General features: G+C 68.0%; 19 protein-coding genes and 1 other RNA gene. 12 read left to right on the forward strand and 8 right to left on the reverse strand.

What is annotated here, in order from left to right; all coding sequences use genetic code 11:
* Positions 1-168 precede the first annotated feature (168 nt).
* From ACIQ7H_RS14095 to ACIQ7H_RS14105, 3 genes are all read left to right on the forward strand, one after another.
* Positions 169-1,545 carry an MATE family efflux transporter gene (locus tag ACIQ7H_RS14095; protein WP_395792545.1) on the forward strand — a complete coding sequence of 459 codons (1,377 nt, stop codon included), beginning with the start codon at positions 169-171 and terminating at the stop codon, positions 1,543-1,545.
* A gap of 111 nt (positions 1,546-1,656) precedes the next feature.
* Positions 1,657-3,522, forward strand: a complete 1,866-nt coding sequence (gene sppA / locus ACIQ7H_RS14100) for a signal peptide peptidase SppA (protein WP_395792547.1) — start codon at positions 1,657-1,659, stop codon at positions 3,520-3,522.
* 151 nt (positions 3,523-3,673) lie between these two features.
* A complete protein-coding gene (locus ACIQ7H_RS14105) occupies positions 3,674-4,690 on the forward strand; it encodes a 3-oxoacyl-ACP synthase III (RefSeq protein WP_395792549.1) in 1,017 nt (338 codons plus the stop codon).
* A gap of 190 nt (positions 4,691-4,880) precedes the next feature.
* Here the strand turns inward: ACIQ7H_RS14105 and pepN are convergent, their stop codons facing one another.
* The gene (gene pepN, locus ACIQ7H_RS14110; protein WP_395792551.1) at positions 4,881-7,505 is read right to left on the reverse strand and encodes an aminopeptidase N; all 2,625 of its coding nucleotides are present in this window, start codon (positions 7,503-7,505) and stop codon (positions 4,881-4,883) included.
* 128 nt (positions 7,506-7,633) lie between these two features.
* Between pepN and ACIQ7H_RS14115 the strand changes: the two genes are divergently transcribed.
* Together ACIQ7H_RS14115 and ACIQ7H_RS14120 are read left to right on the forward strand one after the other, a co-directional pair.
* Complete coding sequence (locus ACIQ7H_RS14115) at positions 7,634-8,275, forward strand: glutathione S-transferase family protein (RefSeq protein WP_395792553.1); 642 nt, start codon at positions 7,634-7,636, stop codon at positions 8,273-8,275.
* Positions 8,272-9,237: a pyridoxal-phosphate dependent enzyme gene (locus ACIQ7H_RS14120; RefSeq protein WP_395792555.1), complete on the forward strand. Its 966-nt coding sequence runs from the start codon at positions 8,272-8,274 to the stop codon at positions 9,235-9,237. Before ACIQ7H_RS14115 ends, ACIQ7H_RS14120 begins: the two co-directional genes overlap by 4 nt.
* Before the next feature lie 35 nt (positions 9,238-9,272).
* Here ACIQ7H_RS14120 and ACIQ7H_RS14125 read toward each other — a convergent pair whose 3' ends face one another.
* The 4 genes from ACIQ7H_RS14125 to ACIQ7H_RS14140 all read right to left on the reverse strand — a co-directional run bounded on the left by ACIQ7H_RS14125 (position 9,273) and on the right by ACIQ7H_RS14140 (position 13,569).
* A complete protein-coding gene (locus ACIQ7H_RS14125; protein WP_395792557.1) occupies positions 9,273-10,022 on the reverse strand; it encodes a hypothetical protein in 750 nt (249 codons plus the stop codon).
* Between the two features lie 2 nt (positions 10,023-10,024).
* On the reverse strand, positions 10,025-11,338 hold the full coding sequence (locus ACIQ7H_RS14130; RefSeq protein WP_395792559.1) for an ammonium transporter: 1,314 nt from the start codon (positions 11,336-11,338) through the stop codon (positions 10,025-10,027).
* Between the two features lie 291 nt (positions 11,339-11,629).
* A complete protein-coding gene (gene pepP, locus ACIQ7H_RS14135) occupies positions 11,630-12,961 on the reverse strand; it encodes a Xaa-Pro aminopeptidase (protein ID WP_395792561.1) in 1,332 nt (443 codons plus the stop codon).
* A 65-nt stretch (positions 12,962-13,026) separates the two neighbouring features.
* Positions 13,027-13,569, reverse strand: coding sequence for a UPF0149 family protein (locus ACIQ7H_RS14140; protein ID WP_395792563.1), 543 nt, complete (start codon positions 13,567-13,569; stop codon positions 13,027-13,029).
* Positions 13,570-13,922: 353 nt separating this feature from the next.
* Between ACIQ7H_RS14140 and ACIQ7H_RS14145 the strand changes: the two genes are divergently transcribed.
* The 7 genes from ACIQ7H_RS14145 (at position 13,923) to rpiA (ending at position 21,256) form a co-directional block, all read left to right on the forward strand.
* A complete protein-coding gene (locus tag ACIQ7H_RS14145) occupies positions 13,923-18,482 on the forward strand; it encodes an EAL domain-containing protein (RefSeq protein ID WP_395792565.1) in 4,560 nt (1,519 codons plus the stop codon).
* 27 nt (positions 18,483-18,509) lie between these two features.
* Complete coding sequence (locus ACIQ7H_RS14150) at positions 18,510-18,731, forward strand: TIGR02449 family protein (RefSeq protein WP_395792567.1); 222 nt, start codon at positions 18,510-18,512, stop codon at positions 18,729-18,731.
* Positions 18,732-18,742: 11 nt separating this feature from the next.
* The gene (locus ACIQ7H_RS14155) at positions 18,743-19,063 is read left to right on the forward strand and encodes a cell division protein ZapA (protein ID WP_395792569.1); all 321 of its coding nucleotides are present in this window, start codon (positions 18,743-18,745) and stop codon (positions 19,061-19,063) included.
* Positions 19,064-19,129: 66 nt separating this feature from the next.
* Positions 19,130-19,317: non-coding RNA, 6S RNA (gene ssrS, locus ACIQ7H_RS14160), on the forward strand.
* Positions 19,318-19,397: 80 nt separating this feature from the next.
* The gene (locus tag ACIQ7H_RS14165; protein ID WP_395792571.1) at positions 19,398-19,985 is read left to right on the forward strand and encodes a 5-formyltetrahydrofolate cyclo-ligase; all 588 of its coding nucleotides are present in this window, start codon (positions 19,398-19,400) and stop codon (positions 19,983-19,985) included.
* Between the two features lie 67 nt (positions 19,986-20,052).
* Entirely contained in the window at positions 20,053-20,517 is a 465-nt protein-coding gene (locus ACIQ7H_RS14170) for an EVE domain-containing protein (RefSeq protein ID WP_395792573.1), read from the forward strand.
* A gap of 103 nt (positions 20,518-20,620) precedes the next feature.
* Positions 20,621-21,256, forward strand: a complete 636-nt coding sequence (gene rpiA / locus ACIQ7H_RS14175) for a ribose-5-phosphate isomerase RpiA (RefSeq protein WP_395792575.1) — start codon at positions 20,621-20,623, stop codon at positions 21,254-21,256.
* Positions 21,257-21,331: 75 nt separating this feature from the next.
* On the opposite strand, the gene ACIQ7H_RS14180 is transcribed toward rpiA, so the two are convergent.
* The 3 genes from ACIQ7H_RS14180 to ACIQ7H_RS14190 form a co-directional block, all read right to left on the reverse strand.
* On the reverse strand, positions 21,332-22,378 hold the full coding sequence (locus tag ACIQ7H_RS14180; RefSeq protein ID WP_395792577.1) for a cyclic nucleotide-binding domain-containing protein: 1,047 nt from the start codon (positions 22,376-22,378) through the stop codon (positions 21,332-21,334).
* Positions 22,379-22,399: 21 nt separating this feature from the next.
* Positions 22,400-23,305, reverse strand: a complete 906-nt coding sequence (locus tag ACIQ7H_RS14185) for an AEC family transporter (RefSeq protein WP_395792579.1) — start codon at positions 23,303-23,305, stop codon at positions 22,400-22,402.
* 146 nt (positions 23,306-23,451) lie between these two features.
* Positions 23,452-23,781, reverse strand: coding sequence for an Hpt domain-containing protein (locus tag ACIQ7H_RS14190; RefSeq protein WP_395792581.1), 330 nt, complete (start codon positions 23,779-23,781; stop codon positions 23,452-23,454).
* Positions 23,782-24,031: the final 250 nt, after the last annotated feature.

Below are 24,031 nucleotides of genomic sequence, written 5' to 3' on the forward strand. Positions count from 1 at the left end.
TCCCGCTTTCGGCTTGGGTCGCGCTGGCCCCGCGGCAAGGCCGTGCGCCGAGACCGCAGCGGCAGTCTCGGACGGTCCTTGCGGCGATCTCACTCCGCGCAGCATCAGAACCCGCCCCGCAGACTCGCGGCGGCTACTATACCCGGCCCGATTCGAGCTTCGCCGGTCATGTCTGTTCCCCCGCACCGCGCGAAACCGAGATTGCTGACCGAGGTCGCCGCGACCGCGGCGCTGGCGTTGCCGCTGGTGCTGGGCCAGCTGTCGTCGATGATGATGAACGTGATCGACACCGTGCTGGCCGGCCGCCATTCGGCCTTGACTCAGGCGGCGGTGGCGATCGGCACCGCGGTGTGGTCGGTGGCGATCCTGATCCTGATCGGCGTGCTGATGGCGATTCCACCCACCGTGGCCCAGCTGGACGGTGCCGGCCGCCGCAGCGAGATCGGCGCGGTGTTCCGGCAGGCGCTGTGGCTGGCGCTGCTGATGGGCTGCGGGCTGTGGATCTTCATCGGCAATGCCGGCTGGCTGCTGGAATGGGCGGGCGTGGCTGCAGACGTGCGCCCGCAGGCGCTGGGCTTTCTGCGCGGAGTCGCACCCGGCGCGCCGGCGCTGGCGCTGTTCTTCACCTTCCGCTATCTCAGCGAGGGCGTCTCGCTGACCAAGCCGACCATGGTGATCGGCCTCGGCGGTCTGCTGCTGCTGTTTCCGCTCGGCTATGCGCTGATGTTCGGCGAGTTCGGCGCACCGGAACTGGGCGCGCTCGGGTTGGGCATCGCCACCGCGACCACGCTGTGGGTGCAGGCCGCGGCCTATGGTCTGCATCTGGCCCGCGGCGCCGGTTACGCCGACCTGCAGCTGTACGCGCGTTTCGACTGGCCGCGCTGGGCGCCGATTGCCGATCTGCTGAAGATCGGCCTGCCGATGGGCTTTTCGGTGTTCATGGAGGGCGGGCTGTTTGTCGCCACCGCGCTGATTATCGGCAGCCTTGGCACCCTGCAGACGGCAGCCCACCAGGTCGCGATCAATCTGGCCTCGGTGGCCTTCATGATTCCGCTCGGGGTGGCCATGGCCACCACGGTGCGGGTTGGCAATGCGGTCGGCCGCGGTGATCCCAAAGGCGTGGCCTGGGCCGGTGGCGCCGGCTATGCGATCACCGCCGGCACCCAGCTGGCTTCGGCGCTGGTGCTGCTGTTGGGTGCTTCGACCATCGCCGGCCTCTGGACCAAGGACGCCGAGGTCGCCGCGCTGGCGGCGCAGCTGATGGTGCTGGCGGCGGCGTTCCAGTTTTCCGACGGGCTGCAGGCGGCCTCGGCAGGCGCGCTGCGGGGTTTGAAGGACACCCGCCTGCCGGCGATCATCACCGTGCTCAGCTACTGGGGCCTCGGCATGCCGCTCGGCTACTGGATGGGCATCGTCCGCGGCGGCGGCGCGCACGGCATGTGGTACGGGCTGATCCTCGGCCTGTCGGCCGCGGCGCTGATGCTGACCGTGCGTTTCGTGCTGCTGGCGCGGCGCTTGCGCAGGCAGGTGCCGCTACCGGCATGACCACCGGCGCTTGCGTGCAGACGTCACATGCACCGACCGTGGCAGATCCTGCCGCGGCTGTAGATTCTTCAACCTCCGGGCGATCTGCCCGAACTTCTGCGAGAGCTTCCGATGTCCGAGCCCAAGCGTGGCGCCTTCGTCAACTTTTTCGTGTTCCTGTGGGATGCACTCAACTTCAGCCGTCGCCTGCTGCTGAACGGCCTGCTGCTGCTGGTGATCGGCATCATCGTGGTCGCCTCGCTGCGCGGTGGCCCCACCTTGGAGGAGCGCAGCATCTTCGTGCTGGCGCCCGAGGGCCGGATCGTCGAGCAGTTCAGCAGTGACGCCGCCTCGCGTGCCTTGGGCGAGCTGACCGGCGACCCGGTCAACGAAGTGCAGCTGCGCGACCTGCTGCGGGCGATCGAGGGTGCGGCCGAAGACAAGCGCATCGAGCGCATGCTGATCCGCACCGATCGCATGTCCGGTGCCGGCTTCGCGGCACTGCGCGAGGTCGGCGCGGCGCTGACCCGTTTCAAGGAGAGCGGCAAGCAGATCGTCGCCTACGCCGACAGTGTTGATCAGGCCGGCTACTACCTGGCCGCGCACGCTGATGAGGTCTATCTGCATCCGTCGGGCGCGGCCCTGCTCGAGGGCATCGGCCGCTACCGCGCCTATTACCGCGAAGGCCTGCAGGACAAGCTGGGGGTCAAGGTGCACCTGTTCCGCGTCGGCGAGTTCAAATCCTTCGCCGAGCCCTACATCCGCGACAACGCCTCGCCGGAAGCCAACGAGGCCGACCTGCACTGGATGCGCGACATCTGGAACCGCTACCTGAGCGAGGTCGCTGCCCTGCGCGAGATCGACGCCGCCAAGCTGCAGGCGCAGATCGACGCGCTCGATGAAGAAATCGCCGCGGTCAACGGTGACCTCGCCCAGCTGGCCCTGCGCATGGGCCTGGTGGATGAGCTGAAGACCGCGGACGAACTGCGTGCGCTGCTGATCGAGCGTGGCGTCAAGGACGAAGAGAACAACACCTTCCGCCAGGTCGGTCTGAACGAGTACCTCGGCTTCCTCGACCGGGAGAAGCTGCCCTTCGACAGCCGCCCCAAGGTCGCGATCGTGGTGGCTCAGGGCGGCATCACCGACGGCGAGCAGCCGCAGGGCCAGGTGGGCGGTGTGTCGACGTCGGAACTGATCCGCAAGGCGCGCGAAGACGATGAAGTCAAAGCCCTGGTGCTGCGCGTGGATTCGCCCGGCGGCGGTGTGTTTCCGTCCGAGCAGATCCGCCGCGAGGTCGAGCTGACCCGCGCCGCCGGTAAGCCGGTGGTGGTGTCGATGGCCAATGTGGCGGCCTCCGGCGGCTATTGGATCTCGATGAATGCGCAGCAGATCTATGCCGACCCCAGCACGATTACTGGGTCGATCGGCATTTTCGGCCTGTTCTTCACCGCTGAGGACTCGCTTGAGCGGATCGGCGTGCGCTCGGATGGCGTCGGCACCACCCGCATTGCCGGTGCGTTCGACCCGACCCGCCCGCTCGACCCGATGGTCGGCCGGATCCTGCAGACGGTGATCGAAGACGGCTACCGCGATTTCATCGGCCGCGTCGCCGACGCCCGCGGCAAAACCTACGAAGAAGCCGATTCGGTCGGCCGCGGCCGGGTCTGGAGCGGCGCGCAGGCGCTGGAGCTGGGCCTGGTCGACAAGCTCGGCGGCCTGCGCGATGCGATCGCGGCCGCAGCGGGCTTAGCCGAACTTGCCGAGAACGACTACGCGGTGAGCTATGTCGAGAAAGAGCCCTCGGCGTTCGAGCAGTTCATCGCGAATATGGGCAAAAACGCGATGGCGCAGGCCACCGCCGCCTACATCGGCCTGCCGCCCTCGCTGCTGCAGCAGCCGGCGATTCGTCAGCTGCGCGAAGAGCTGCAGCTGCTGGCGCCGCCGGTGCGTGGCCTGCCCGCGCACGTGCTGGCGCACTGTCTGTGCAGCGCGGAGTAAGCCGCAGGCTGTGATCAAGCCCACGGATCGTCGGCAACTTGACGGCGATCCGCGGCAATTGTGAGGGTCTGCGCGCTGGCGAAACTTGCGGCAGGGCGCCATACCCGGTAGCGTTCGCGGGCTTTGCGTCCCTCAACCAACTGGATTGCCCATGCTGTTTCAGCACGTCTCCATCGCCAGCGTGGCGCACATTGATGCGCCGCATGCGCTGAGCTCGGCCGAGATCAATCAGCGCCTGCGTCCCACGCTGGAGCGCCTGAACATCCGCGCCGACGTCCTGCAGGACATCGCCGGCATCCGCTCGCGCCGCATGTGGGACGACGATGTGCTGGCCTCGGACGCCGCCACCCTGGCTGCGGAGAAGGCGTTGGCTGAGGCCGCCGTCGAGCGTGGCCGGATCGGCCTGCTGGTGAATACCTCGGTCAGCCGCGACTACCTGGAGCCGTCGACCGCCAGCATCGTCTCCGGCAACCTCGGTCTGCCCGAAACCTGCCAGAACTTCGATGTGGCGAATGCCTGCCTGGCGTTCTTGAACGGCATGGACATCGCCAGCCGGATGATCGAGCGCGGCGAGATCGATTACGCGCTGGTGGTGGATGGCGAGACCGCCAACCTCGTCTACAAGCGCACCATCGAACGCATGCTGTCGCCGGAAATCACCGAAGAGAGCTTCCGCAGCGAGCTGGCCTCGCTGACTCTGGGCTGCGGTGCGGCGGCGATGGTGCTGGCGCGGCGCGAGCTGGCCCCGGACGCACCGCGCTACCGCGGCGGCGTCACCCGCGCGGCCACGCAGTGGAACCACCTCTGCCGCGGCAACCTCGACCGCATGGTCACCGACACCAAGATGCTGCTGATCGAAGGCATGAAGCTGGCCCAGACCACCTTCGTCGCCGCCAAGCAGGCCTTGGGCTGGGTGATCGAGGAGCTCGACGAATTCGTCGTGCACCAGGTCAGCCGCGTCCACAACGAGGCCCTGCTGAAGACCTTCGGCATCGACCCGGCGAAGGTGCTGACCATCTTCCCGGAGCACGGCAACATCGGCCCCGCCTCGGTGCCGATCGTGCTGTCCAAACTCAAGGAGATGGGACGTCTGCGCAAAGGCCAGCGCATCGCCCTGCTCGGCATCGGCTCAGGCTTGAACTGTTCGATGGCTGAAGTCGTCTGGTAAGCGGCAACGCTGCCGGGCCAACCAAAAACCCGCGCTGATGCGCGGGTTTTTTGTTTGGGATTCGGGATTCGGGATTCGGGATTCGGGATTCGGGATTCGGGATTCGAAGCCGGCGAGGGTGCGGGGCGGCGACAGGGTGGATTCTGGCGCAGACCTTGGTCCGGACGCTCTGGATCCCCAATCCGCGCTCTCAAGCCAGCAAGCGCTCCAGCATCTCCCCGCAATCCCGTGACAGGCCGCGTGCGCGCAGGGCGTGCAGGCCGGCTTCGATCATCGCCTGGCGGTCGGCGTCCAGCCGGCGCCAGGTTTCGAGCGCGCCGAGCAGGCGCGAGGCGACCTGCGGGTTGAGCGCATCGATGATCGGCACCTGGGAGAACAACAGGGCGTAGCCGGCGCCGTCGCGGCGGTGCAGGGCGGCCGGGTTGCTGCGGGCGAAGCTGCCCAACAGGGCGCGCACGCGATTGGGGTTGCGCGGCTGCCAGTGCGGGGTGTCCAGCAGGGCGACCACGTCGTCGAGGGCTTCCGCGGCCGGGCGGGTCGCGAGCAGGCCGATCCACTTGTCGTTCAGCAGCAGATCGGTTCCGATCCGGGCCTTGAACACCGCCAGCGCCGCGTTGGTCTGCGGGGCGGAAGCATGGATCAAGGCGGCCAGTGCGCCGAGCCGGTCGGTCAAGGTGCCAGCGCGTTCGAACTGGGCGAAGGCACGCGCGCCGTGGGGCTCGATCAGGGCCAGCCGCTGCAGGCACAGGTTCTTCAGCCGGCGCGCCGCGGAAGGGGCAGGCTCCAGCGAATCCGGATCGAACTGCGCCAGCTCGGTGTAGCGCGTCGTCAGCAGCCGGGCATGGGTTTGCGCGAGCTGCCGCAGCAGGCTGCGGCGCGCGTCCAGCACGGCATCGACATCGACCCGTGGACGGGCGTCGACCAGCACCTCGAACTCCGGCAGCTGCCAGCACAGGGCGACGAAGCTGGGGTCGGCCGTGCGATCGGCCAGCAGGCTGCCGAGCGCATTCGACAGCGCGGTGGCGTGGATCTCCGAGCCATCGAGCAAGGCCGGCAGCGCCAGCTGCTGCAGGGCGTCCCAACGGCACAGCGGATCCCGCTCGATCCACGCCAGCCGCGCCAGCTCGGCCGGGGTGTAGCGGTAGTCGATGCGCACCGGCGCTGACAGGCCCTGCAGGAAGGACACCAGCGGCGGCGTCTTGATGTTCTCGAAACGGACCGACTGCTGGTCTGCGCGCAGCTCGATCAGCCCGGGCCGCGCCGCGTGCTCGGTCAGCGGCGCAGGCTCGATCGGCTGGTCGTCGGCGCCGTACAGCGCATAGCGCAGCGGGATGTGCAGGGCCTGCTTGTCGGCCTGGTCGGGGGTCGGCGCGGTGCTCTGCTTGAAATGCAGTGAGAACCGGCGCTGGCTGGCGTCGTACTGCGATTCGATCGTGACGACCGGTGTACCGCTCTGCGCGTACCAGCGCTCGAACTGGATCAGGTCGTGGCCGCTGGCTTCGCGCATGCAGTCGAGAAAGGCATCGACGCTGGCGGCGGTGCCGTCGAAGCGTTCGAAGTACAGATCGCAGCCGCGCCGGAAGCTGGCCTCGCCGAGCAGGGTGTGCAGCATGCGCACCACTTCGGCGCCCTTCTCGTAGATCGTTGCGGTGTAGAAGTTGTTGATCTCGCGGTAACTGTCCGGCCGAACCGGATGCGCCAGCGCGCCAGCGTCTTCCGGAAACTGCCGGCCGCGCAGCATGCGCACATCCTCGATCCGCTTGACCGCACGCGAACGCAAATCCGACGTGAACTCCTGGTCGCGGAAGACAGTGAAGCCCTCCTTCAGCGACAGCTGGAACCAGTCGCGCACGGTGACCCGGTTGCCGCTCCAGTTGTGGAAATACTCGTGGCCGATCACCGATTCGACCGCCTCGAAATCGGCATCGGTGGCGCTGTCGATGTCAGCCAGGATGTAGCGCGCATTGAAGATGTTGAGGCCCTTGTTCTCCATCGCGCCCATCGTGAAATCCTGGGCGGCGACGATGTTGAACACGTCGAGGTCGTAGCAGCGGCCGAAGCGCTGCTCGTCCCAGCGCATCGCGCGCAGGGTGGCGCCCAGCGCGTACTCGCAGCGCGCGGCCATGCCGGCATCGGCCCAGACATTCACCTCCACCTCCCGGCCCTCAGCGGTGGTGAAGTGTGTCGAGACGCGGTCCATCACCCCGGCGGCGATCGCGAACAGATAGCTCGGTTTCGGATGCGGGTCGTGCCAGCGCGCAGCGTGACGGCCATCGGGCAGCTCGCAGCTGCTGGCTGGGTTGCCATTGGCGAGCAGCACCGGATAAGCCTGCGCATCGGCGCGCAGCTCGACCGTGTAGACACTGAGCACGTCTGGGCGGTCGACGCAGAAAGTGATGCGGCGGAAGCCCTCGGCCTCGCACTGGGTCAGCAGCAGCTCGCCACTGACGTAGAGACCCTCCAGCGCGGTGTTCAGCAGCGGCCGGATCAGCACCACGCTGCGCAGCCGGCAGGCGCTGGAAACACCGGGCAGATGCAGCTTGCCGTCGGTGTAGCGGTAGTCGTCAGCGCTGAGCCGGCGGCCGTCGAGTTCGAGTTCGATCAGCTCCAGACCTTCGCCATCCAGCACCAGCGCGGCGCCCGGCTGGGCGGGGTCGGGCTCCAGCCAGAGCTGCGCCTCGACGCGGGTGTGTTCGGGCTCGAGCTCGAAGCTGAGTTCGATCCGCGGCAGGCGCCAGGCTGGCGGCCGGTAGTCGAGCCGGCGGATCAGCGGCGCGGCGCTGGGGTGCAGTTCGATCACATTGGAGTCGGGCATGGGAATTGGGCAGGGCCGGTCAGCAGCAGGGATCCCCCATGATGGCCCAGCTGGCACATCCACGCAGCCGCGGCTGACGGCGATACTGCGCGGGTCCGGCGAATCGATCGCCCCGCGAGGAGATCCGCATGTATGTCCTGTATGGCCGTGAGGGCTGGGGCTCGGCCCTGATCGAGACCCAGCTGGCCTGGTACGGCCTGCCCTATCGTTTTGAGCAGGTCGGCGATCTGCTGGCCGATGCGCAAGCGCGCGAGGCGCTGGCGCGGGTCAATCCGCTGGCCCAGGTGCCGACCCTCGTCACCGCCGGCGGCGAGGTGCTGGCGGAAAGCCTCGCCATCACCCTGTGGCTGGCCGAGACCAATGACAGCGACGACTGGGTGCCGCTGCCGGCCGAGCACTGCCGTGGCCGCTTTCTGCGCTGGCTGACGTTCTGCGTATCGTCGATCTATCCGACCTTCACCTATGCCGATATCCCGGCGCGCTTCGTGCCGATGGCGCCGGCGCAGGAGGGCTTTGTCGCCTGCGTCGACGACTGGCGCGAGCGTCTGTGGCTGATGCTGGAACACGCGGCCAGCGGGCCCTGGTTTCTGGGCGAGCGCATGAGCGCGATCGATCTCTACATCGCGGTGATGAGCCACTGGAGACCACGTCGGCCGTGGTTCGCCGCGCATGCGCCGAAGCTGTACGCCATCGCGACTGCCATCGACGCGCTGCCGCCGCTGCAGGCGGTGCTGAGCCGCAACTTCCCCAACGGAACCTCGGACGCATGAGCACGCTGAACCCTTCCACCGATGTGCCGACCCTGGACGATATCCGCGCAGCCGCTGCACGCATCGCCCAGCATGCGCAGGTGACGCCGGTGCTGCAGTCGAGCTCGCTCGACCGCATCGCCGGCTGCCGGCTGCACTTCAAGTGCGAGAACTTCCAACGTGTCGGCGCGTTCAAGTTTCGCGGCGCCGCCAATGCCGTATTCGGCCTCAGCGAGGCGCAGGCCGCGCGTGGAGTGTTGACCCAGAGCAGCGGCAACCACGGCGCCGCGATCGCGCTGGCCTGCCGGCTGCGCGGCATTCCGGCGCGAGTGGTGGTGCCGCGTTCGGCGCCGAAGATCAAACTCGCGGCGATCCGCGATTTCGGCGCCGAGATCATCCCCTGCGACACCCATCAGGCCGCGCGCGATGCAGCGATGGCCGAAGCGCTGGCGGCCACCGGCGCCGAGGTCGTGCATCCCTACAACGATGCGCGGGTGATCGCCGGCCAGGGCACCGCGACCCTGGAGCTGCTGCACCGCGTGCCGCAGCTCGACACCGTGCTGGCGCCGGTCAGCGGCGGCGGCCTGCTGTCGGGCACCGCGATCGCTGCGCAGTCGCTGAAGCCCGGCATCCGCGTGTTTGGCGCCGAGCCCGCCCAGGCCTGCGACGCGCACGACTCACTCAAATCCGGCACCCGTATCACCGGGCGCATCGCCAACACGATCTGCGATGGGCTGCGTGCCGAGCTCGGCACGCTCACCTTCGCCATCCTCAGCCAGCGTCTGGACGATATCCTGCTGGCCTCGGAGGCCGAGATCATCGCCGCGATGCGGCTGATCTGGGAGCGTCTGAAAATCATCATCGAACCGAGCTGCGCGGTGCCGCTGGCGGTGGTGCTGAACAATCCGCAGCTGTTTGCTGGCCGCGAGGTCGGGATGATCCTCTCCGGCGGCAATGTCGATCTCGACGCGCTGCCCTGGTAGGCAGTCGCGCGCGTGGCAGCTCGCTGCACGTTGGACTAGAGCAGTCGTTCCGGCGGGTACTCAACCGCCGCTGGCAGTGCCTGTGCCCGTGCGATCGACTGCGACAGCAGCTTGTCGGCGGCGACGGGCCCGAGCGCATCGCAGGCTGCCAGGTACAGCGCCTGCACGATCTGCCGCAGGCTGGCATCGCTGAACGGCGTCAGCGCGGCATCATCGCTGCCGCCCTGCAGCGCCCAGCCCAGCGCCAGGCTGCGGCTGCGCTCGTCGAGTTTGGTGTGCTTGAAGGCATCGGTGAGGATCGCGCTGACCAGGCCCGGATTGCTGCGCGACTGCGCGCGCACTGGCGACAGCAGCGAGCGGCCCACCGCGCCGGTGATGCTGGCGGCGGCGCTGACGGCTTGCGCCGGCGGCAGCGCCACAGGCGTCGGAGCAGCGGCGGGAGCTGCGACGGCCTCCGCGCTTGCCGGCTGCGCGGCTTCAGCGGCGGCCGAGGCGTCCAGCAGGGTCTGCGGGAACGGCGGCAGCTGCTCGTAGGGCTGGGCCAGCTGCTCGAAGATGCGCCGGGTCAGCTGCATGCGCTGCGGCTCATCCAGGCTGTTGGCGTCGGCGCACAGGCGCACGAAGCGGGTGGCGACGAAGTGCGGCTGCTGCGCGAACTCGCGCTCCCACAGCAGGAAACACGCCTCCACCGCCGTGGGGCGCTCGGCAAACACGGTGCTCAGCGCCGAAAACACCGCGCGCCGTCGATGATTGAGCTTGCTGGGTTCCTCGACCGGACTCGCCATGCTCAGGCCCCGCCGCCCGGCTCGATGGCGCGGTGGGTGCGAGCGGTCATGAACTCCGGGTAGGCCAGCTCGTGGTGCTCGGTGTAGTCGAGGCCGGAGCGCTCGTGGTCGACCGGTGCACGCAGGCCGATCACCACGTCGATCAGCTTGAACACCGCATAGCCCATGCCGAAGGCCCAGACCGCCGCGACCGCGGCGCCGATGGCCTGCACGCCGATGCGGCCCGCATCCAGCGGAGCGCCCTCGAACAGCACGCCGAGCATCAGGGTGCCGAACACGCCGCAGAACGCATGCACCGGCACCGCATCAACCACATCGTCGATCTGCAGACGGCGCAGCAGATGGCCGCCGGCCACCACGATCAGACCGGCGCACAGGCCCACCAGCACCGCGCTGGCGGGGCCGAGATACTTGGCGCCGGCGGTGATGCTGACCAGGCCGCCGAGGGCGCCATTGATCACGGTCGACATCAGAATCGGCTTGCGCCGCACCAGCAGCAGACCGATCGCGCCAAGGATGCCGGCGGCCGCGGCGAGGTGGGTGTTGAGCACGATCCGGCCGAGGTCGGAAAAGTCCTTCTCGGCAGCGCCGCCATTGAACGCGAACCAGCCGATCCACAGCAGGAAGGCGCCCAGCGCTGCCAGCGGCAGGCTGTGGCCGGGAACCTCGCGCACGCTGCCGTCGCGGCCGAATCGGCCAAAGCGCGGGCCGAGCACGATGCAGGCGGCGAGGGCGACAAAGCCACCCACCGTATGCACCGCCGCACCGCCGGCGGAATCCAGAAAGCCCAGCCCGCGCAGCCAGCCCGGCTGCTCCACCGAGCCGCCCCAGGCCCAGCTGCCGAACAGCGGGTAGATGACGACCACAACGCCGAGCGTGCCGAGCAGGTAGGGCAGGTAGCGGATCCGCTCGGCCACCGCGCCGCTGATGATGGTCGCGGCGGTGGCGGCGAACAGGGTCTGGAACAGCACATTCACCAGCTCGCTGCTGGCGTTCGGCATGAAGCTGCTGGTGCCGAACCAGCCACTGGGATTGGTGCCGAACATCAGGCCGAAACCGACCAGCCAGAAGCCGAGCGAGGTGATCGCGCAGTCGGTGAAGTTCTTCATCAGCACGTTCACGGCGTTCTTGCTGCGCGCGAACCCGCTCTCAAGCAGGGCGAAGCCCGGCTGCATCATCAGCACCATGCCGCAGCAGGCGGCGATCCAGACCAGATGCACCACATCCAGGCTGGCCGGGACACCGGCTTGCGCCGCCGCCGGCTCAGACAGCATCCAGCCGGCCGCAGCCAGCCCCATCGACCCACGCTTGCGCATGCCACTCCCCCTGAAGTTTCAGCCGAACCCACCCCATCGCCGCGGCGTGATACCGCGCCGGTCGGCCGGCAGGTTGCCCCGACGCATTCAACCGGTGTTGTCCTGGATCGCCGCGACGCGCTGAACGATTGCATGCAGCGTTGCAGGCGACAAGACGCTGCGCACTGCCGCGGAGTGTGCCCGAGGCGGCTGTGCCGTTCGCGCGCAGTTGCCGCGATCAGCGCCGGGGTTGACGTTCTTTAACTGTGTCCGGCGCGCGCTGCGAAGCCATCGCGACGCTGATGCGGCGCCTCAGGCGCGGGCCATCAGCGCCTCGATCGCCTCGGCATCCTTGGGCGCGGCGGTGGTCAGCACCTCGTGGTCGGCAGCGGTGACCAACACATCGTCTTCGATGCGGATACCGATGCCCTGCCACTTGGCGGGCACGCTCTTCGAGCCGGGCGCGATGTAGAGCCCGGGCTCGATGGTCAGCACCATGCCGGGTTCGAGCAGGCGGAAGTCGCCGCCGATGCGGTACTCGCCGACATCGTGCACATCGAGGCCAAGCCAGTGGCCGGTCTTGTGCATGTAGAAGCGCTTGTAGCTCTCGTCGGCCAGGCAGGCCTTCAGGGTGCCACGCAGCAGGCCGAGCGACAGCAGGCCTTCGGTCAGCACGCTGACGGCGGCCTCGTGCGGGGCGATCCAGCTGTTGCCCGGGCGCACGGCCGCGATCGCCGCGGCCTGCGCGTTCAGCACCAGGTCGTAGAGCGCGCGCTGTTCGCGGCTGTAGCTGCCGCTGATCGGAAACGTGCGGGTGATGTCGGAGGCATAGCCCTGGTACTCGGCGCCGGCATCGATCAGCAGCAGATCGCCGGCCTTCAGCGCCGCAGAGTTGGCGCGGTAGTGCAGCACGCAGGCGTTGGCGCCGGCGCCAACAATCGACTCGTAGCTGGGCACTGCGTTGTGGCGTCGGAAGCTGTGCAGCAGCTCGGCCTCGATCGAGTACTCGAACAGGCCGGGCCGGGTCGCCTGGATCGCACGCACATGCGCCTCGGCGGCGATCGCCGCACTATGCCGCATCAGCTTGATTTCGGCCGGGCTCTTGAACAGGCGCAGGTCGTGCAGCGGATGGCCCAAGTCCATGAATTCGTGCGGCGATTCGGCGCCATTGCGGATCTGCGCGCGCACGCGGTTGACCCAGCCGATCAGCTTCAGATCGAACTCGACGTCGCGGCCGAAGTGATAGAACACCCGTGAGCGGCCTTCGATCAGGCCCGGCAGGATGTCGTCGATGTCGGAGATCGGATACGCATCGTCGAAGCCGAAGGCCTCGACCGCGCCTTCAGGGCCAGCGCGCGGGCCATCCCAGGCTTCGCGCTCGGGATCGCGATCACGGCAGAACAGCAGCGCTTCGCCGTGGCTGCGGCCCGGCACCAGCACCAGCACGGCCTCGGGTTCGTTGAAGCCGGACAGGTACCAGAAGTCGCTGTCCTGGCGGAACGGATAGGTCGAATCGCGATTGCGGATGCGCTCGGCGGCTGCCGGCAGGATCAGGATCGCGTCCTCGCCGGCCAGCTTCATCAGCTGGCGGCGGCGACGGACAAACTCGGCGGTGCGGATCGGTGGCGGAGCAGCGCGCGGCATGCGATCAACCTGTGGCGAGTGGGGCGGCGCGGCGGTGCGCGGCCAGTTCCGTGATGACAACGTTCTCAATGCAAGGTCGAGTTGGCCGAGCTGCCGCCGCCCTCGCTGTGCAGCAGCAGTACCGCCACCCGCACGAACTCGATGATTTCAGACAGCGCGTTCTCGTCATCCTCGCCGTCCTCGAAGCTGAGCTCGGATTGCGCGATGCGGGCGAGGTCTTCCAGCGCTTCGCGGGCTTCATCCGACAGTTTGCCGGCACTTGAGATGCCGAGCCCGAAGCCGCCCAGAAAACCCCGGCACCAGCCGCTCAGTGCCTCGACCCGGTCGCCCAGGTCAGCGCCATCTTCAGGCAGCAGCAGGTCGAAGCCGAATTCGCTGTCGGAGAGTTGCTGCAGGGTTTCGCTGCGCAGGCGGTCGAGCACGCTGCCTGCACCGATGCGTGGACCTTCGATCGCCAGTGCTTCCAGCCAGTCACCGCCGGCCAGCCGCCCGCCAGCGCTCAGCAGGCCGCAGATCGAGCCATGCAGTTCGGCGGCATCGACGCTGATCGAGGCTTCGGCCAAGGCCTGTTCCACGCTTGCCAGAGGGGGGAGTTCGCTGTCTGCCACGCGCTGCACTTCCAGTCGGAATGGCTGCGCAGTGTAGCGCGCACGCGCTGGGGCATTGTCCCGACGGCAGCGTCCGCGCTCGCGTCCGGCCCGGCGTGCCGAGCGCAAAACGTGCGCGGCATCGCATTTGCTTGTTGCTCGTCTGCGGTCTGCCTACACTGGCGGGCCGAGCGGAGAGCAGACCCGTGCGACGCGTGCGCCAGTGAGCGTTCGCCGACCGGTGCGGGGCAGCAGGTGGCGGCGGCGTGGGGGCGTCGCAGCGGCAGCTTGGCAGCGGAATCCATCGAATAGGACCGAAGGTTTTGGGCGCAGCGGACAGCCTGCAGGGCAGATATTGGCGGCGGTGCGCCCACGTGCTGGGCACGCTGCTGCTGATGCTGATGCTGGTGTGCAGCGAGCACGCATGGGCAGCACGCCAGGATTTCCATTTCCGCACACTCGACAGCCGCGATGGTTTGGCACAGAACTCGGTCAACGCCATCCTGCAGGACAGTCGCGGCTTCGTCTGGATTGCCACCGAGGGTGGCCTGCACCGCTACGACGGTTACCGCCTGCAGCAGTTCCTGCATGACCCGGACGACGCCGCGACCCTGCCCGAAACCTTCATCACCGCGCTGACGGAAGACGATCAGGGCCGCCTTTGGGTCGGCACCAATACCCGATTCCTGGCCTCGATCGACCTCGATTCCGGCCGGATCGACCGCCACCTGAGCGCGCGTTCCGAGGGCGGCAAGGGTCACCGCGATCGGGTCACCGCCCTGCTGCATCAGCCCGGCGTCGGACTATGGGTCGGCACCGGGCAGGGGGTGGAAGTGTTCGATCCGGCGACCGGCCTGCGCGAACGCCGGCTCAGTTTCGAAGGCAACACCGAGGCCAATCTGCGTGCCGACGGGCTGGCCCTGCTGCCGGATGGCACGGTGCTGGTCGCGAGCTGGGAAGGCTTCTTCGTGTTCGCGCCGGGCGCCACCCTGCCGCGTCGCGTTGGCCCCGCCCATCTGCTGCACAGCGTGCTGCCCGACGGCCCCGATGCTGCGTGGGTGGGTGCGAATGACGGCCTGTTCCGCTGGACCCGCGGTGCGCGCAGGCTGCAGTCGGTGTGGTCGCCCGCCGCGGATGCGAAGCCGGTGCGCTCGATCGCCCGTGATGCCGAAGGGCAGCTGTGGCTGGCCCTGCTGCACGGCGGGTTGCTGCGCTACACGCCGGACACCGGCGCCACCCTGCGGCTGCGCCACGATCCGGAGGTCGATCGGAGCCTGCACGAAGATCGGCTGGCGCGGGTGATGATCGACAGCTCGGGCCTGCTGTGGGTGGGCGGCGAAGCGCGCGGCATCGCCACCGCGCGGCCGGAAGGCTCGCCGTTCGCTCGCGTCGTCGAAAGTCGGCCCGAGCATGACCCGGTGCTGTCGAACCACGTCCGCACCATTTTTGAGGACGTGCAGGGCCGGCTGTGGATCGGCACCGAAGGCCGTGGCCTGCTGCGGCTGGTGGGCGACTCGATGCAGCACGAAAGCCACTACGCCCCGCTGATGGCGGCATTGCCTTCGGCCGCGCCGGGCCGGCCGATCAAGGTGTTCGGCATCGCCGATGCAGGCGAGGGCCGGCTGTGGGTATCGAGCGATCTCGGCCTGTTCAACTACAGCCCAGACCAGCGCCGTGCGCAGCGGATCAAACTGCCACCGGTGCCCGGCAAGGGCTCCGAGATGGTCGATCTGCGCCATATCATTCGCGCTCGCAACGGCAAGTTGTGGATCGGCAGTTTCGGTGAGGGCCTGCTGGAGTGGGATCCCGCCACCGGGCAGGCGCGCTGGTTCCGTCACGATCCCGCCGCGCTGGACTCGCTCAGCCATCCGCTGGTCACCTTCGTGTTCGAGGACGGTGCCGGACAGATCTGGGTCGCTACCCTCGAGGGCCTGAATCGCATCGACCCGACCACCGGCAGCGTGCAGCGTTTGCTGCATGATCCGGGCAACCCCGACTCGCTGTCCGGCAATCTGGTGCGGCACCTGTTCGAAGATCCGCAGGGTGTGCTCTGGGTCTCCACGCACAGCGGGATCAATGCACTGCACACCAAGCCTGGTGGCCGGGTGCGAGTGCGCCGATTCGGGCCGGCCCAGGGCCTGACCGCGCCGACCGTCTATGCCGCTCTGGTCGACACCACCGGTAGGGTCTGGCTGAGCGGCAACAGTGGCCTGACTCGACTCGACCCGGCGAGCGGTACGAGCTCGCGCTTCGACCTGCAGGACGGCTTGCAGGACCTCGAATTCAACGGTGCCTCGGCGCTGGCCCTGCGCGATGGCCGCCTGGCCTTCGGCGGCGTGCGCGGTTTGAACGTATTCGAACCCGCGCGGATCCAGACCAGCGCATTCGACGCGCCCGTACAGCTGCTCTCGGTGCAGCTTGGCCAGAGCCTGCAGGAGACCCCGGGCCTGAGCATGCCTGCGCAGCTGGGTTTTCCGCAGTCCGAACGGGTGGTTCGAGTCCGCTTTGCCGCGCTCGATTTCAGCTTTCCGCAGCGCAATCGCTTCAGCTTCATGCTGGAGGGATTCGATCGTGACTGGAACGACTCCGAACACCGCAACGAAGCGACGTACACCAATCTCGGCCCCGGCAGCTACGTGCTGCGCGTACGCGGAAGCAACCGCGATGGCCGTTTGAGTTCGCACGAGGCGCGGCTTGAACTCGAGGTGCTGCCAGCCTGGTGGAACAGCCAGCCCGCGCGTCTGGCCTATGTGCTGGTCGCGCTGGTAGTCGGGATGCTCTTGCTGAAGCGTCTGCGCGCGCGCCGGCGCGCCGAGAAGCGCCTGATGAATGAGCTGCGCGAGCGTGAGGAGCGGCTCAAGCTTTCGCTGTGGGGCTCAGGCGACGAGTTCTGGGATTGGGACATTCGCAGCAATCGGCTCTACCGCGTTGGCGCCGAACAACTGCTCGGTCCGGGTTCGGATGCCGAACTCGACACCGAGGATTTCCGCAGCCGCGCTGTGCATCCGGAAGACATCCGGCGCCTGCAGAAGATCATGCAGGCCCACATCGCCGGGCGCACCGAGTTCTTCGAGTCGGAGCACCGGGTGCGCGGTGGTGATGGCGACTGGGTGTGGGTGCGTTCGCGCGGCAAGGTGGTGGAGCGCGATGAATCCGGCACGCCGGTGCGGATGGCCGGCACCGCCCGCGACATCACCGTCAGCCGCGCCGCCGAGCGCGAACGCCGGATCGCCAGCGAAGTGTTGCGCAGCATGGGCGAGGCGGTGGCGGTCTGCGATCTCGACATGCGCTTTGTCAGCGTCAACCCGGCGTTCTGCCGCATCACCGGCTATGCCGCCAGCGATGTTCAGGGCGAACCCTGTGCGCTGTTGGAAAGCAACCAGCAGGATGCGGCGTTCTACGCGCAGATGCGCGACAGCGTGGTCGCCGCCGGGCAATGGCAGGGTGAAATGTGGCAGCGGCGCAAGGACGGCGAGGAGTATCTGGCCGCGGTCGAGATCAATGCCGTCAGCGATCAGTACGGTGAGCGCAGCCACTACGTGTGGGTGGTCAGCGACATCACCGACCGCAAACGCGCCGAGCAGGAGCTGCGCTACCTCGCCAACTACGACACCTTGACCGGCCTGCCCAACCGCAGCCTGCTGTCGGAGCGGCTGGCGCGCGCGGTGGTGCGCGGCCGCCGCCAGGGCACGCGGGTGGCGGTGCTGTTCCTCGATCTGGATCGATTCAAGGACATCAACGATTCCCTTGGCCACGCCGCTGGTGACCGTATCCTGAAATCCGCGGCAGCGCGCCTGCTGGCGACCGTGCGGCCGCAGGACACGGTGGCGCGGCTGGGCGGGGACGAGTTCACGGTGATTCTGGAAGACCTCGAAGACCGCCGCGGCGTTGAGGAGATCGCTCAGCGGGTAATCGATTCGTTCGCCGCACCGCTGGAGGTGGAGGGCCGCAGCGAGATCGTCATCACGCCCTCGATCGGCATCAGCCTGTACCCGGACCATGCCCTGGTGCCGACCGACATGCTGAAGTTCGCCGATACCGCGATGTATTCGGCCAAGGATCGTGGCCGCAACACCTACGCCTTCTACAACGAGGCGATGGACGCCGAAGCGCGCCGGCGTGCTTCCTTGGTCGCCTCGCTGCGGCGCGCGCTCGACCGCCGCGAGTTCTATCTGGTGTTCCAGCCGCGGCTGACCCTGTCCGACGGCGTGGTGGCCGGCTTCGAGGCTTTGCTGCGCTGGCGCAGCGAGGACCTCGGTGAAATGAGCCCGGGCGAGTTCATTCCGGTGGCCGAAGAGACCGGACTGATCCTGCCGATCGGTGAATGGGTGCTGCGCGAGGCGTTCAGCGTGCTGGCCGGCTGGCATGCCGACGGCCGCACCGCGCTGGCGATGTCGATCAATGTCTCGGTGCTGCAGCTGCTGCGTGGCAATGTATTCGAACTGATGAAGGAACTGCTGGCCGAGTACCGGCTGCCGCCGGCGTCGATCGAGCTCGAAGTCACCGAGAGCATGGTGATGGCCAACGCCGAGCAGGCCACCGCGGTACTGCACCAGCTGAAGAGCCTGGGCGTGCTGCTGGCGATCGACGACTTCGGCACCGGCTATTCCTCGCTGGTGTATTTGAAGCGCCTGCCGATCGACACCCTGAAGATCGACAAGGAGTTCGTCGGCGACCTCACCACCGATCCCGACGACGAAGCGATCACCGCCACCATCATCACCATGGCGCACTCGCTGGGCCTGAACGTGGTCGCCGAGGGCGTGGAAACCGTCGAGCAGCTGCAGTACCTGCACGAGCAGGGCTGCGACGAGATCCAGGGCTACTGGCTTTCGCGTCCGATCGAGGAAAGCGACTGCGTCAATTTCCTCCAGCACCACGATCCGGACCTGCTGATGGCGACCGCCGGCCTGCGACTGTCTATTGACCGCTGATGCACCCGGCGCCTATCGTCGGCGGCTATGAACACCCCCGATCCGTCCCAGCAACTGCAGGCCCTTGCCCAGCGCGTCGAGCGTTTGGCCGAGGTGGCGCGTCAGCTGGCCGACGAGAACCGCAGCCTGCGCGTCGCGCAGGAGCAGCTGGTCGGTGAACGTGCCGCCCTGCTATCGAAGAACGAGCAGGCCCGGGCCCGGGTCGAGGCCATGATCCAGCGACTGAAGTCGCTCGAACAGAACGCCTGAGCACAGCCGCAATGAGCGACCCGGTAAACCTCAAAGTGCTCGACCGCGAGTTCCTGGTCGCGTGCAAACCCGAAGAGCGTCCTGGCCTGGTGGCCTCGGCCGAGCAGGTCGATCGCCAGCTGCGCGAGCTGCGGCGCGCGCACCCAAGCGCCACCGTTGATCGTCTGGCGGTGCTGATGGCGCTGAATCTCACCCATGAGCTGAACGCGCTGAAGCTCGCGCAGAGCGAGCGCGATGCGCGGCTCGAACGCAGCCTGGGCGACCTGAACAAGCGCCTCGACACGCTGATGGACGGCAGCCTGCACGCCGGCAACGCGCGCCTGCCTTTGTAGGGTTGCTTCACAAAACCACCGCATCCTGCGCGTGGTCGGCACCGAAAAGCCGCGCTACACTGCGGACGTCCTCTGCCGTGCCGACAGCGGAAGCTTACATTTTGCCTTGACCCTAAATAACGACCCCGGGAGCGCGATACCGGGCCCAGCGTGCAGGTCCGCCCAGTAGCGGAAAGCCCAAGGGCCTGTGAGCAATCCCACCTGATCCCTGGGATCAAGGTCGTTCGCTTTCGCAACGGCACGGTGGGGGATCTCTTTGCAAACCCAGCGCCCCACGGCGCTGGGTTTTTTGTTTGCGCCGCAGAGGTGCAGCGCCCGCAACGGATCTCCAACCATGGCCATCTCCGACCCCCGTGCCGAACTGCGTCGCGACCTGCGCGCGCGCCGTCGCCAGCTCAGCGCCGCCGAGCGCATGGCCGCCGCGATGACCCTGCCGCAGCGATTGGCCAGCCTGCCGGAACTGGCCTCAGGGGGCTATGTGGCGGGCTACTGGGCGGTCGACGGTGAGTTCTCGCTGCACGCGCTGCTGATGGGCTCGCCGCGTTTCATCTACTGCCTGCCGTGCCTGCGCGAGGACGGCAGCCTGGGCTTCGCGCCGTGGCGGCCGGGCGATCCGCTCGACAGCAACCGCTACGGCATTCCCGAGCCCGCGATCGCGCGCAGTTCTCAGCTCGATCCCGAGCAGATGCAGCTGGTGCTGGTGCCCCTGGTCGGCTTTGATCGCCGTGGCGGCCGGCTGGGCGCGGGCGGCGGCTACTACGACCGCAGCTTCGCGTTTCTGAATGCCGCCGCGCGGCCGCTGCAGCCGCGCCTGATCGGAATCGGCTACGCCCTGCAGGAGCTGCCCGACTTCAGCCCTGAGCCCTGGGACGTCGCCTTGGACGCGGTCGCCACCGAGCGAGAATTGATCCTCTGTCGCTGAACCGTCTGCGCCGGCCCGTCAACCCGGCTGGCCTATACTGCGCGCCCTCGCACCCTGGAGCCGCCGCATGGCCTACTGGCTGATGAAGTCCGAGCCTGAAGAGTTCTCGATCGACGCCTTGAAAAAGGTCAAGAGTGAACCCTGGACCGGCGTGCGCAACTACCAGGCGCGCAACTTCATGTGGCAGGACATGCGGCCCGGTGACGGCGTGCTGTTCTATCATTCCAACTGCCCGGTACCGGGCGTGGCCGGCCTCGCCGAAGTGGTGGGTGAGGCGCAGCCGGACCCGACCCAATTCGTTCCGGACAGCGACTATTTCGACCCCAAGAGCGATCCCGACGCACCGCGCTGGTGGTTGCGCCACGTCGCTTTCACGCGCAAGTTCAAGCGCGTGGTCTCACTCGACCAGCTGCGCGCCGAAGCCGAGACACTCGGCGACTTCGCCCTGCTGCGCCGCGGCAACCGCCTGTCGATCCTGCCGGTCAGCGACGCCCAATGGGCGCACATCCTCAAGCTCGCCGCAGACGACTAGCCGCGCGCCGCTGCTCGCAGCCGGTAGCTCGACGACGACGAATCTCGCGCCGCTCTGCTTTTGCGAATCCCCAATCCCGAATCCCCAATCCCGGACCCCACCAATGTCGCTTGAAGACCAGAAACGCCAGGCCGCCGAACGCGCCATCGAATTCGTTGAAGACGACAGCGTGGTCGGAGTCGGCACCGGCTCCACCGTGCGCTATTTCATCGAGGCCTTGGGCGCGATCAAGCACCGTATTCGCGGGGCGGTGTCGAGCTCCGAACAAAGCACTGCGCTGCTGCGCGCGCAGGGCATCGAGGTGATGGATCTGAATGCGGTCGGCCCGCTGGCCCTGTATGTCGACGGCGCCGACGAGTGCGACCCGCACAAGCGCTTGATCAAGGGCGGCGGCGCCGCGCTGACCCGCGAGAAGATCATCGCCGCCGCCAGCCGGAAGTTCGTCTGCGTGATCGACAGCAGCAAGCAGGTCGACGTGCTCGGCCGCTTCCCGCTGCCGGTCGAGGTGATCCCGATGGCGCGCAGCCATGTCGGCCGCAAGCTGGTGGCGCTCGGCGGCCAGCCGGTGTGGCGCGATGGCGTGGTCACCGACAACGGCAACTGGATTCTGGACGTGCACAACATGCGCATCGTCGATCCGCTGGCGCTGGAGCGCGAGATCAACCAGATCGTCGGCGTGGTCTGCTGCGGCTTGTTCGCAGCGCGGCCGGCCGATGAGGTGATCGTCGGCGGCAAGTAGGCATCGGCGCGCCCTCGTCAGGCGCGTCGGCTCGTTCTCGACTGCACCGTCCCCGCTGCGGTCGCCCTGCGGGTGTCAGCTCGGCGCCTGCTGCTTCTTCAGCACCCGCGCCAGCCCGCCCTGCAGCGCCTTCACGTCGTAGCCGAGGCGGGTCAGGATGAAGCAAGCGGCGGCGCTGCGTTCGCCGGTATTGCAGTAGACGAGGATCGGTGTGCGTCGATCGAGCTGTTCGACCGCGCCCTCGCGCAGCTGGGCCAGCGGCAGGTTGATCGCATCGCGCAGGGCGCGCTGGCGGAACTCGCTGGGCAGGCGCACATCGACCACGCGGGCGCCGCGGCGGGTCAGCTCGGTGGCCTGCTCGACGCTGACCCAGTCGACTGCCGGCGGCTTCAGCACGGTTTCGAACTCGGGCCGCGACAGCTGCATCAGCCGGCTGTCCTCCAGTACGCGCACGGTGGCGTTGCGACGGCTGTTCGAGAGCAGCGCATCTTCACCAAAGCAGTCGCCGCGCACGAGGTACGCCACCACCACCGGCTGGCCATCAATTGTCTTGGTCACCGAGGCGGTGCCCTGCTTGATCACGTAGAAGTTGTCGGGCGCATCGCCCTCGGTAATCACGGCGGTGCCGCTGGGCGCCCAGATTTCTTCGAACGCGCTGAACATGCGCTCGATATTGCCGGTCGGCAGCTTGTGGAAGGCGCGGCTGCCGAGCAGGCGGAACACCCAGCGCTGATCCTCGGCGCTGTCGGCCATTTCAGAGCGGCGTCGACACAGCTGGTCCCAGGCCAGAAGCTTCTCGGTGCTGCGGCGATCCATGCGCACCACCTCGGCACCGCCGACGCTCACCTGCGCGGTGAAGCGCCGCGGCTGCGCTTCGCCCAGCGGGTAGCGCCCCTGTAGCGAGTCGGCGCTGATCTGCTTGACGCGCCCGTCCGGGTACTGGCCCTCGATGTCGCCGCTGAGCAGATAGACCAGATCCTCGTCGATGTCGCCCGCACGGAACACCAGCTCGCCGGCGCCGTAGTGGATCAGACTGGATTCGGCTGCCACGTGTTCAAGCGTGTCGCGGCGCAGGCTGTCGAGCGGGTAGAGGTGGGCGAGCTTGTTCGGGTCGAGGGCCATGGCGCGGGTCCGGGCGTGGGGTCAGGTCAACAGCCTATGCCAGAGCGGCAGGGAAATCAGCGACAACACGATGCCGTAGCCGATGAAGGCGGCTGCAAGGTTCGGCGCCAGCCGGTGCGAGATCGCCAGCGCGCCGGCGGTGATCATCGGCGGCATCGCCGTTTCCAGCACTGCCGACTGCGCCATGCTGCCGCTCAAGCCCAGCACCGGCAGCAGCAGCCAGACGATCGCCGGCATCAGCAGCAGCTTGTAGACCAGGCCGGTGGCCAGCGGCGCCAGCTCGCGCCGCGGCAGTGCGAGCTTGACCTGCAGCCCGACCGCCATCGCCACCACCGGCAGCAGGGCATCGGCGAGGCGTTTCAGGATCGCGTCGATCGAGGCCGGCGGTTCGGCCGGCATCACGGTCAGCGCGATCACCAACGCGATGAAGGGCGGGAACTTCAGCATCTTCAGGCCGATCGACTGCAGGCTCGGTTTGGCTTCGCCGCCGTAGCGGGCGAGCACCCACAGGCCCCAGGTCGACAGAATCAGGAAGCTGCCGAACTGGTCGTAGACCACGGCATAGGGCAGGGCATCGTCGCCGAGCATGGCCTGGATCAGCGGGTAGCCGAGGAAGCTGGTGTTGCCCAGCGGCACGCACAGCAGCAGGACGGCGCGTTCGGCCTCGCTGAAACGGAACACGCGCGCCGCCGCATGCACCAGCAGAATGCTCAGCAGCAGCACGATCCACGGCACCGCTACCAGCCCGAGCAGGCTGGCGTCGAAGCTCAGCCTGGAGGCGAAACGCAGCACCGCGGCGGGCAGGCAGATGTAGAGCACGAAGCGGTTCAGCACTTCGGCGGCGTTGTCGGCAAACATGCCGCTGTGCTTGGCCAGCATGCCGACCACCAGCATCACCAGGATCAGCAGGAACGCATCGAAAGCCATGGGACGCAGGTCAGGATCGGGCTCACAGGATAGCGGCGGCCGGGCCGGCTTCCTCCCCTGACTTCAGTCGAAGTGTTTTGCATGCGGTCGCGCGGTCTTGCCGGCAGGGCATCCCGCAGCGCCCGGATGCACGCCCGCGCATGGGGTCAGGGCGCGCTGGCGGCGAGGCGGGCGCGTTCGGTCGCGGCTTCGAACTCGGCCAGACGCAGGGCCAGCACGGCGACGGCGTGATCCAGCTCAAGCGCCGTCATCGCCCTGGCCTCGGCCTCGATCCAATCGGCCTGCGCCTGCAGGGCCGGCGCGCCGGCCAGTGCGCTGGCGCCTTTGAGCTTGTGGGCTTCGCGGGCGACTGCGCTGCGGTCGTCGCATTCGGCCGCGGCTTGGGCGGCGGCGAGATCGGCCCGTGCGGCGGTGATGAAGTCGTCCAGCACGATCCGCAGTTGATCAGGCGCCGGGCCGAGGACGGAAATCAGCACCTCGGGATCAAAGCTGCGCAGTTCTGCTTTACGGCTGTGGTTGACCGGCTCGATCGCGCCGGCGTCGATTGGTATGGCGGGCGCTGGAGCGACGGTCTGCAGATGCGGCAGCCAGTGATGCAGAGTAAGCGTCCGCCCACCTCACCTACCTTCCTGACCTGATTCTCCCGACCGTCTCCGGTTTCCCCAACGGAGGAGCGGTCGATGGCGTGTTCGGAGGTGCGGCGATGGCGGGCGCATGTGCGCTCGC

The sequence above is a fragment of the Aquimonas sp. genome, from assembly GCF_044377145.1.
Lineage (GTDB): Bacteria > Pseudomonadota > Gammaproteobacteria > Xanthomonadales > Xanthomonadaceae > Aquimonas.

Excerpts from the sequence above, each read along its gene's own strand:
- pepP (WP_395792561.1), bottom strand. The coding sequence starts at position 12,961 with ATGCCGCGCGCTGCTCCGCCACCGATCCGCACCGCCGAGTTTGTCCGT.
- ACIQ7H_RS14170 (WP_395792573.1), top strand. The coding sequence starts at position 20,053 with ATGGCCTACTGGCTGATGAAGTCCGAGCCTGAAGAGTTCTCGATCGAC.
- ACIQ7H_RS14115 (WP_395792553.1), top strand. The coding sequence starts at position 7,634 with ATGTATGTCCTGTATGGCCGTGAGGGCTGGGGCTCGGCCCTGATCGAG.
- ACIQ7H_RS14180 (WP_395792577.1), bottom strand. The coding sequence starts at position 22,378 with ATGGCCCTCGACCCGAACAAGCTCGCCCACCTCTACCCGCTCGACAGC.
- ACIQ7H_RS14095 (WP_395792545.1), top strand. The coding sequence starts at position 169 with ATGTCTGTTCCCCCGCACCGCGCGAAACCGAGATTGCTGACCGAGGTC.
- ACIQ7H_RS14105 (WP_395792549.1), top strand. The coding sequence starts at position 3,674 with ATGCTGTTTCAGCACGTCTCCATCGCCAGCGTGGCGCACATTGATGCG.
- ACIQ7H_RS14165 (WP_395792571.1), top strand. The coding sequence starts at position 19,398 with ATGGCCATCTCCGACCCCCGTGCCGAACTGCGTCGCGACCTGCGCGCG.
- ACIQ7H_RS14125 (WP_395792557.1), bottom strand. The coding sequence starts at position 10,022 with ATGGCGAGTCCGGTCGAGGAACCCAGCAAGCTCAATCATCGACGGCGC.
- ACIQ7H_RS14120 (WP_395792555.1), top strand. The coding sequence starts at position 8,272 with ATGAGCACGCTGAACCCTTCCACCGATGTGCCGACCCTGGACGATATC.
- rpiA (WP_395792575.1), top strand. The coding sequence starts at position 20,621 with ATGTCGCTTGAAGACCAGAAACGCCAGGCCGCCGAACGCGCCATCGAA.
- pepN (WP_395792551.1), bottom strand. The coding sequence starts at position 7,505 with ATGCCCGACTCCAATGTGATCGAACTGCACCCCAGCGCCGCGCCGCTG.
- ACIQ7H_RS14155 (WP_395792569.1), top strand. The coding sequence starts at position 18,743 with ATGAGCGACCCGGTAAACCTCAAAGTGCTCGACCGCGAGTTCCTGGTC.
- sppA (WP_395792547.1), top strand. The coding sequence starts at position 1,657 with ATGTCCGAGCCCAAGCGTGGCGCCTTCGTCAACTTTTTCGTGTTCCTG.
- ACIQ7H_RS14185 (WP_395792579.1), bottom strand. The coding sequence starts at position 23,305 with ATGGCTTTCGATGCGTTCCTGCTGATCCTGGTGATGCTGGTGGTCGGC.
- ACIQ7H_RS14130 (WP_395792559.1), bottom strand. The coding sequence starts at position 11,338 with ATGCGCAAGCGTGGGTCGATGGGGCTGGCTGCGGCCGGCTGGATGCTG.
- ACIQ7H_RS14150 (WP_395792567.1), top strand. The coding sequence starts at position 18,510 with ATGAACACCCCCGATCCGTCCCAGCAACTGCAGGCCCTTGCCCAGCGC.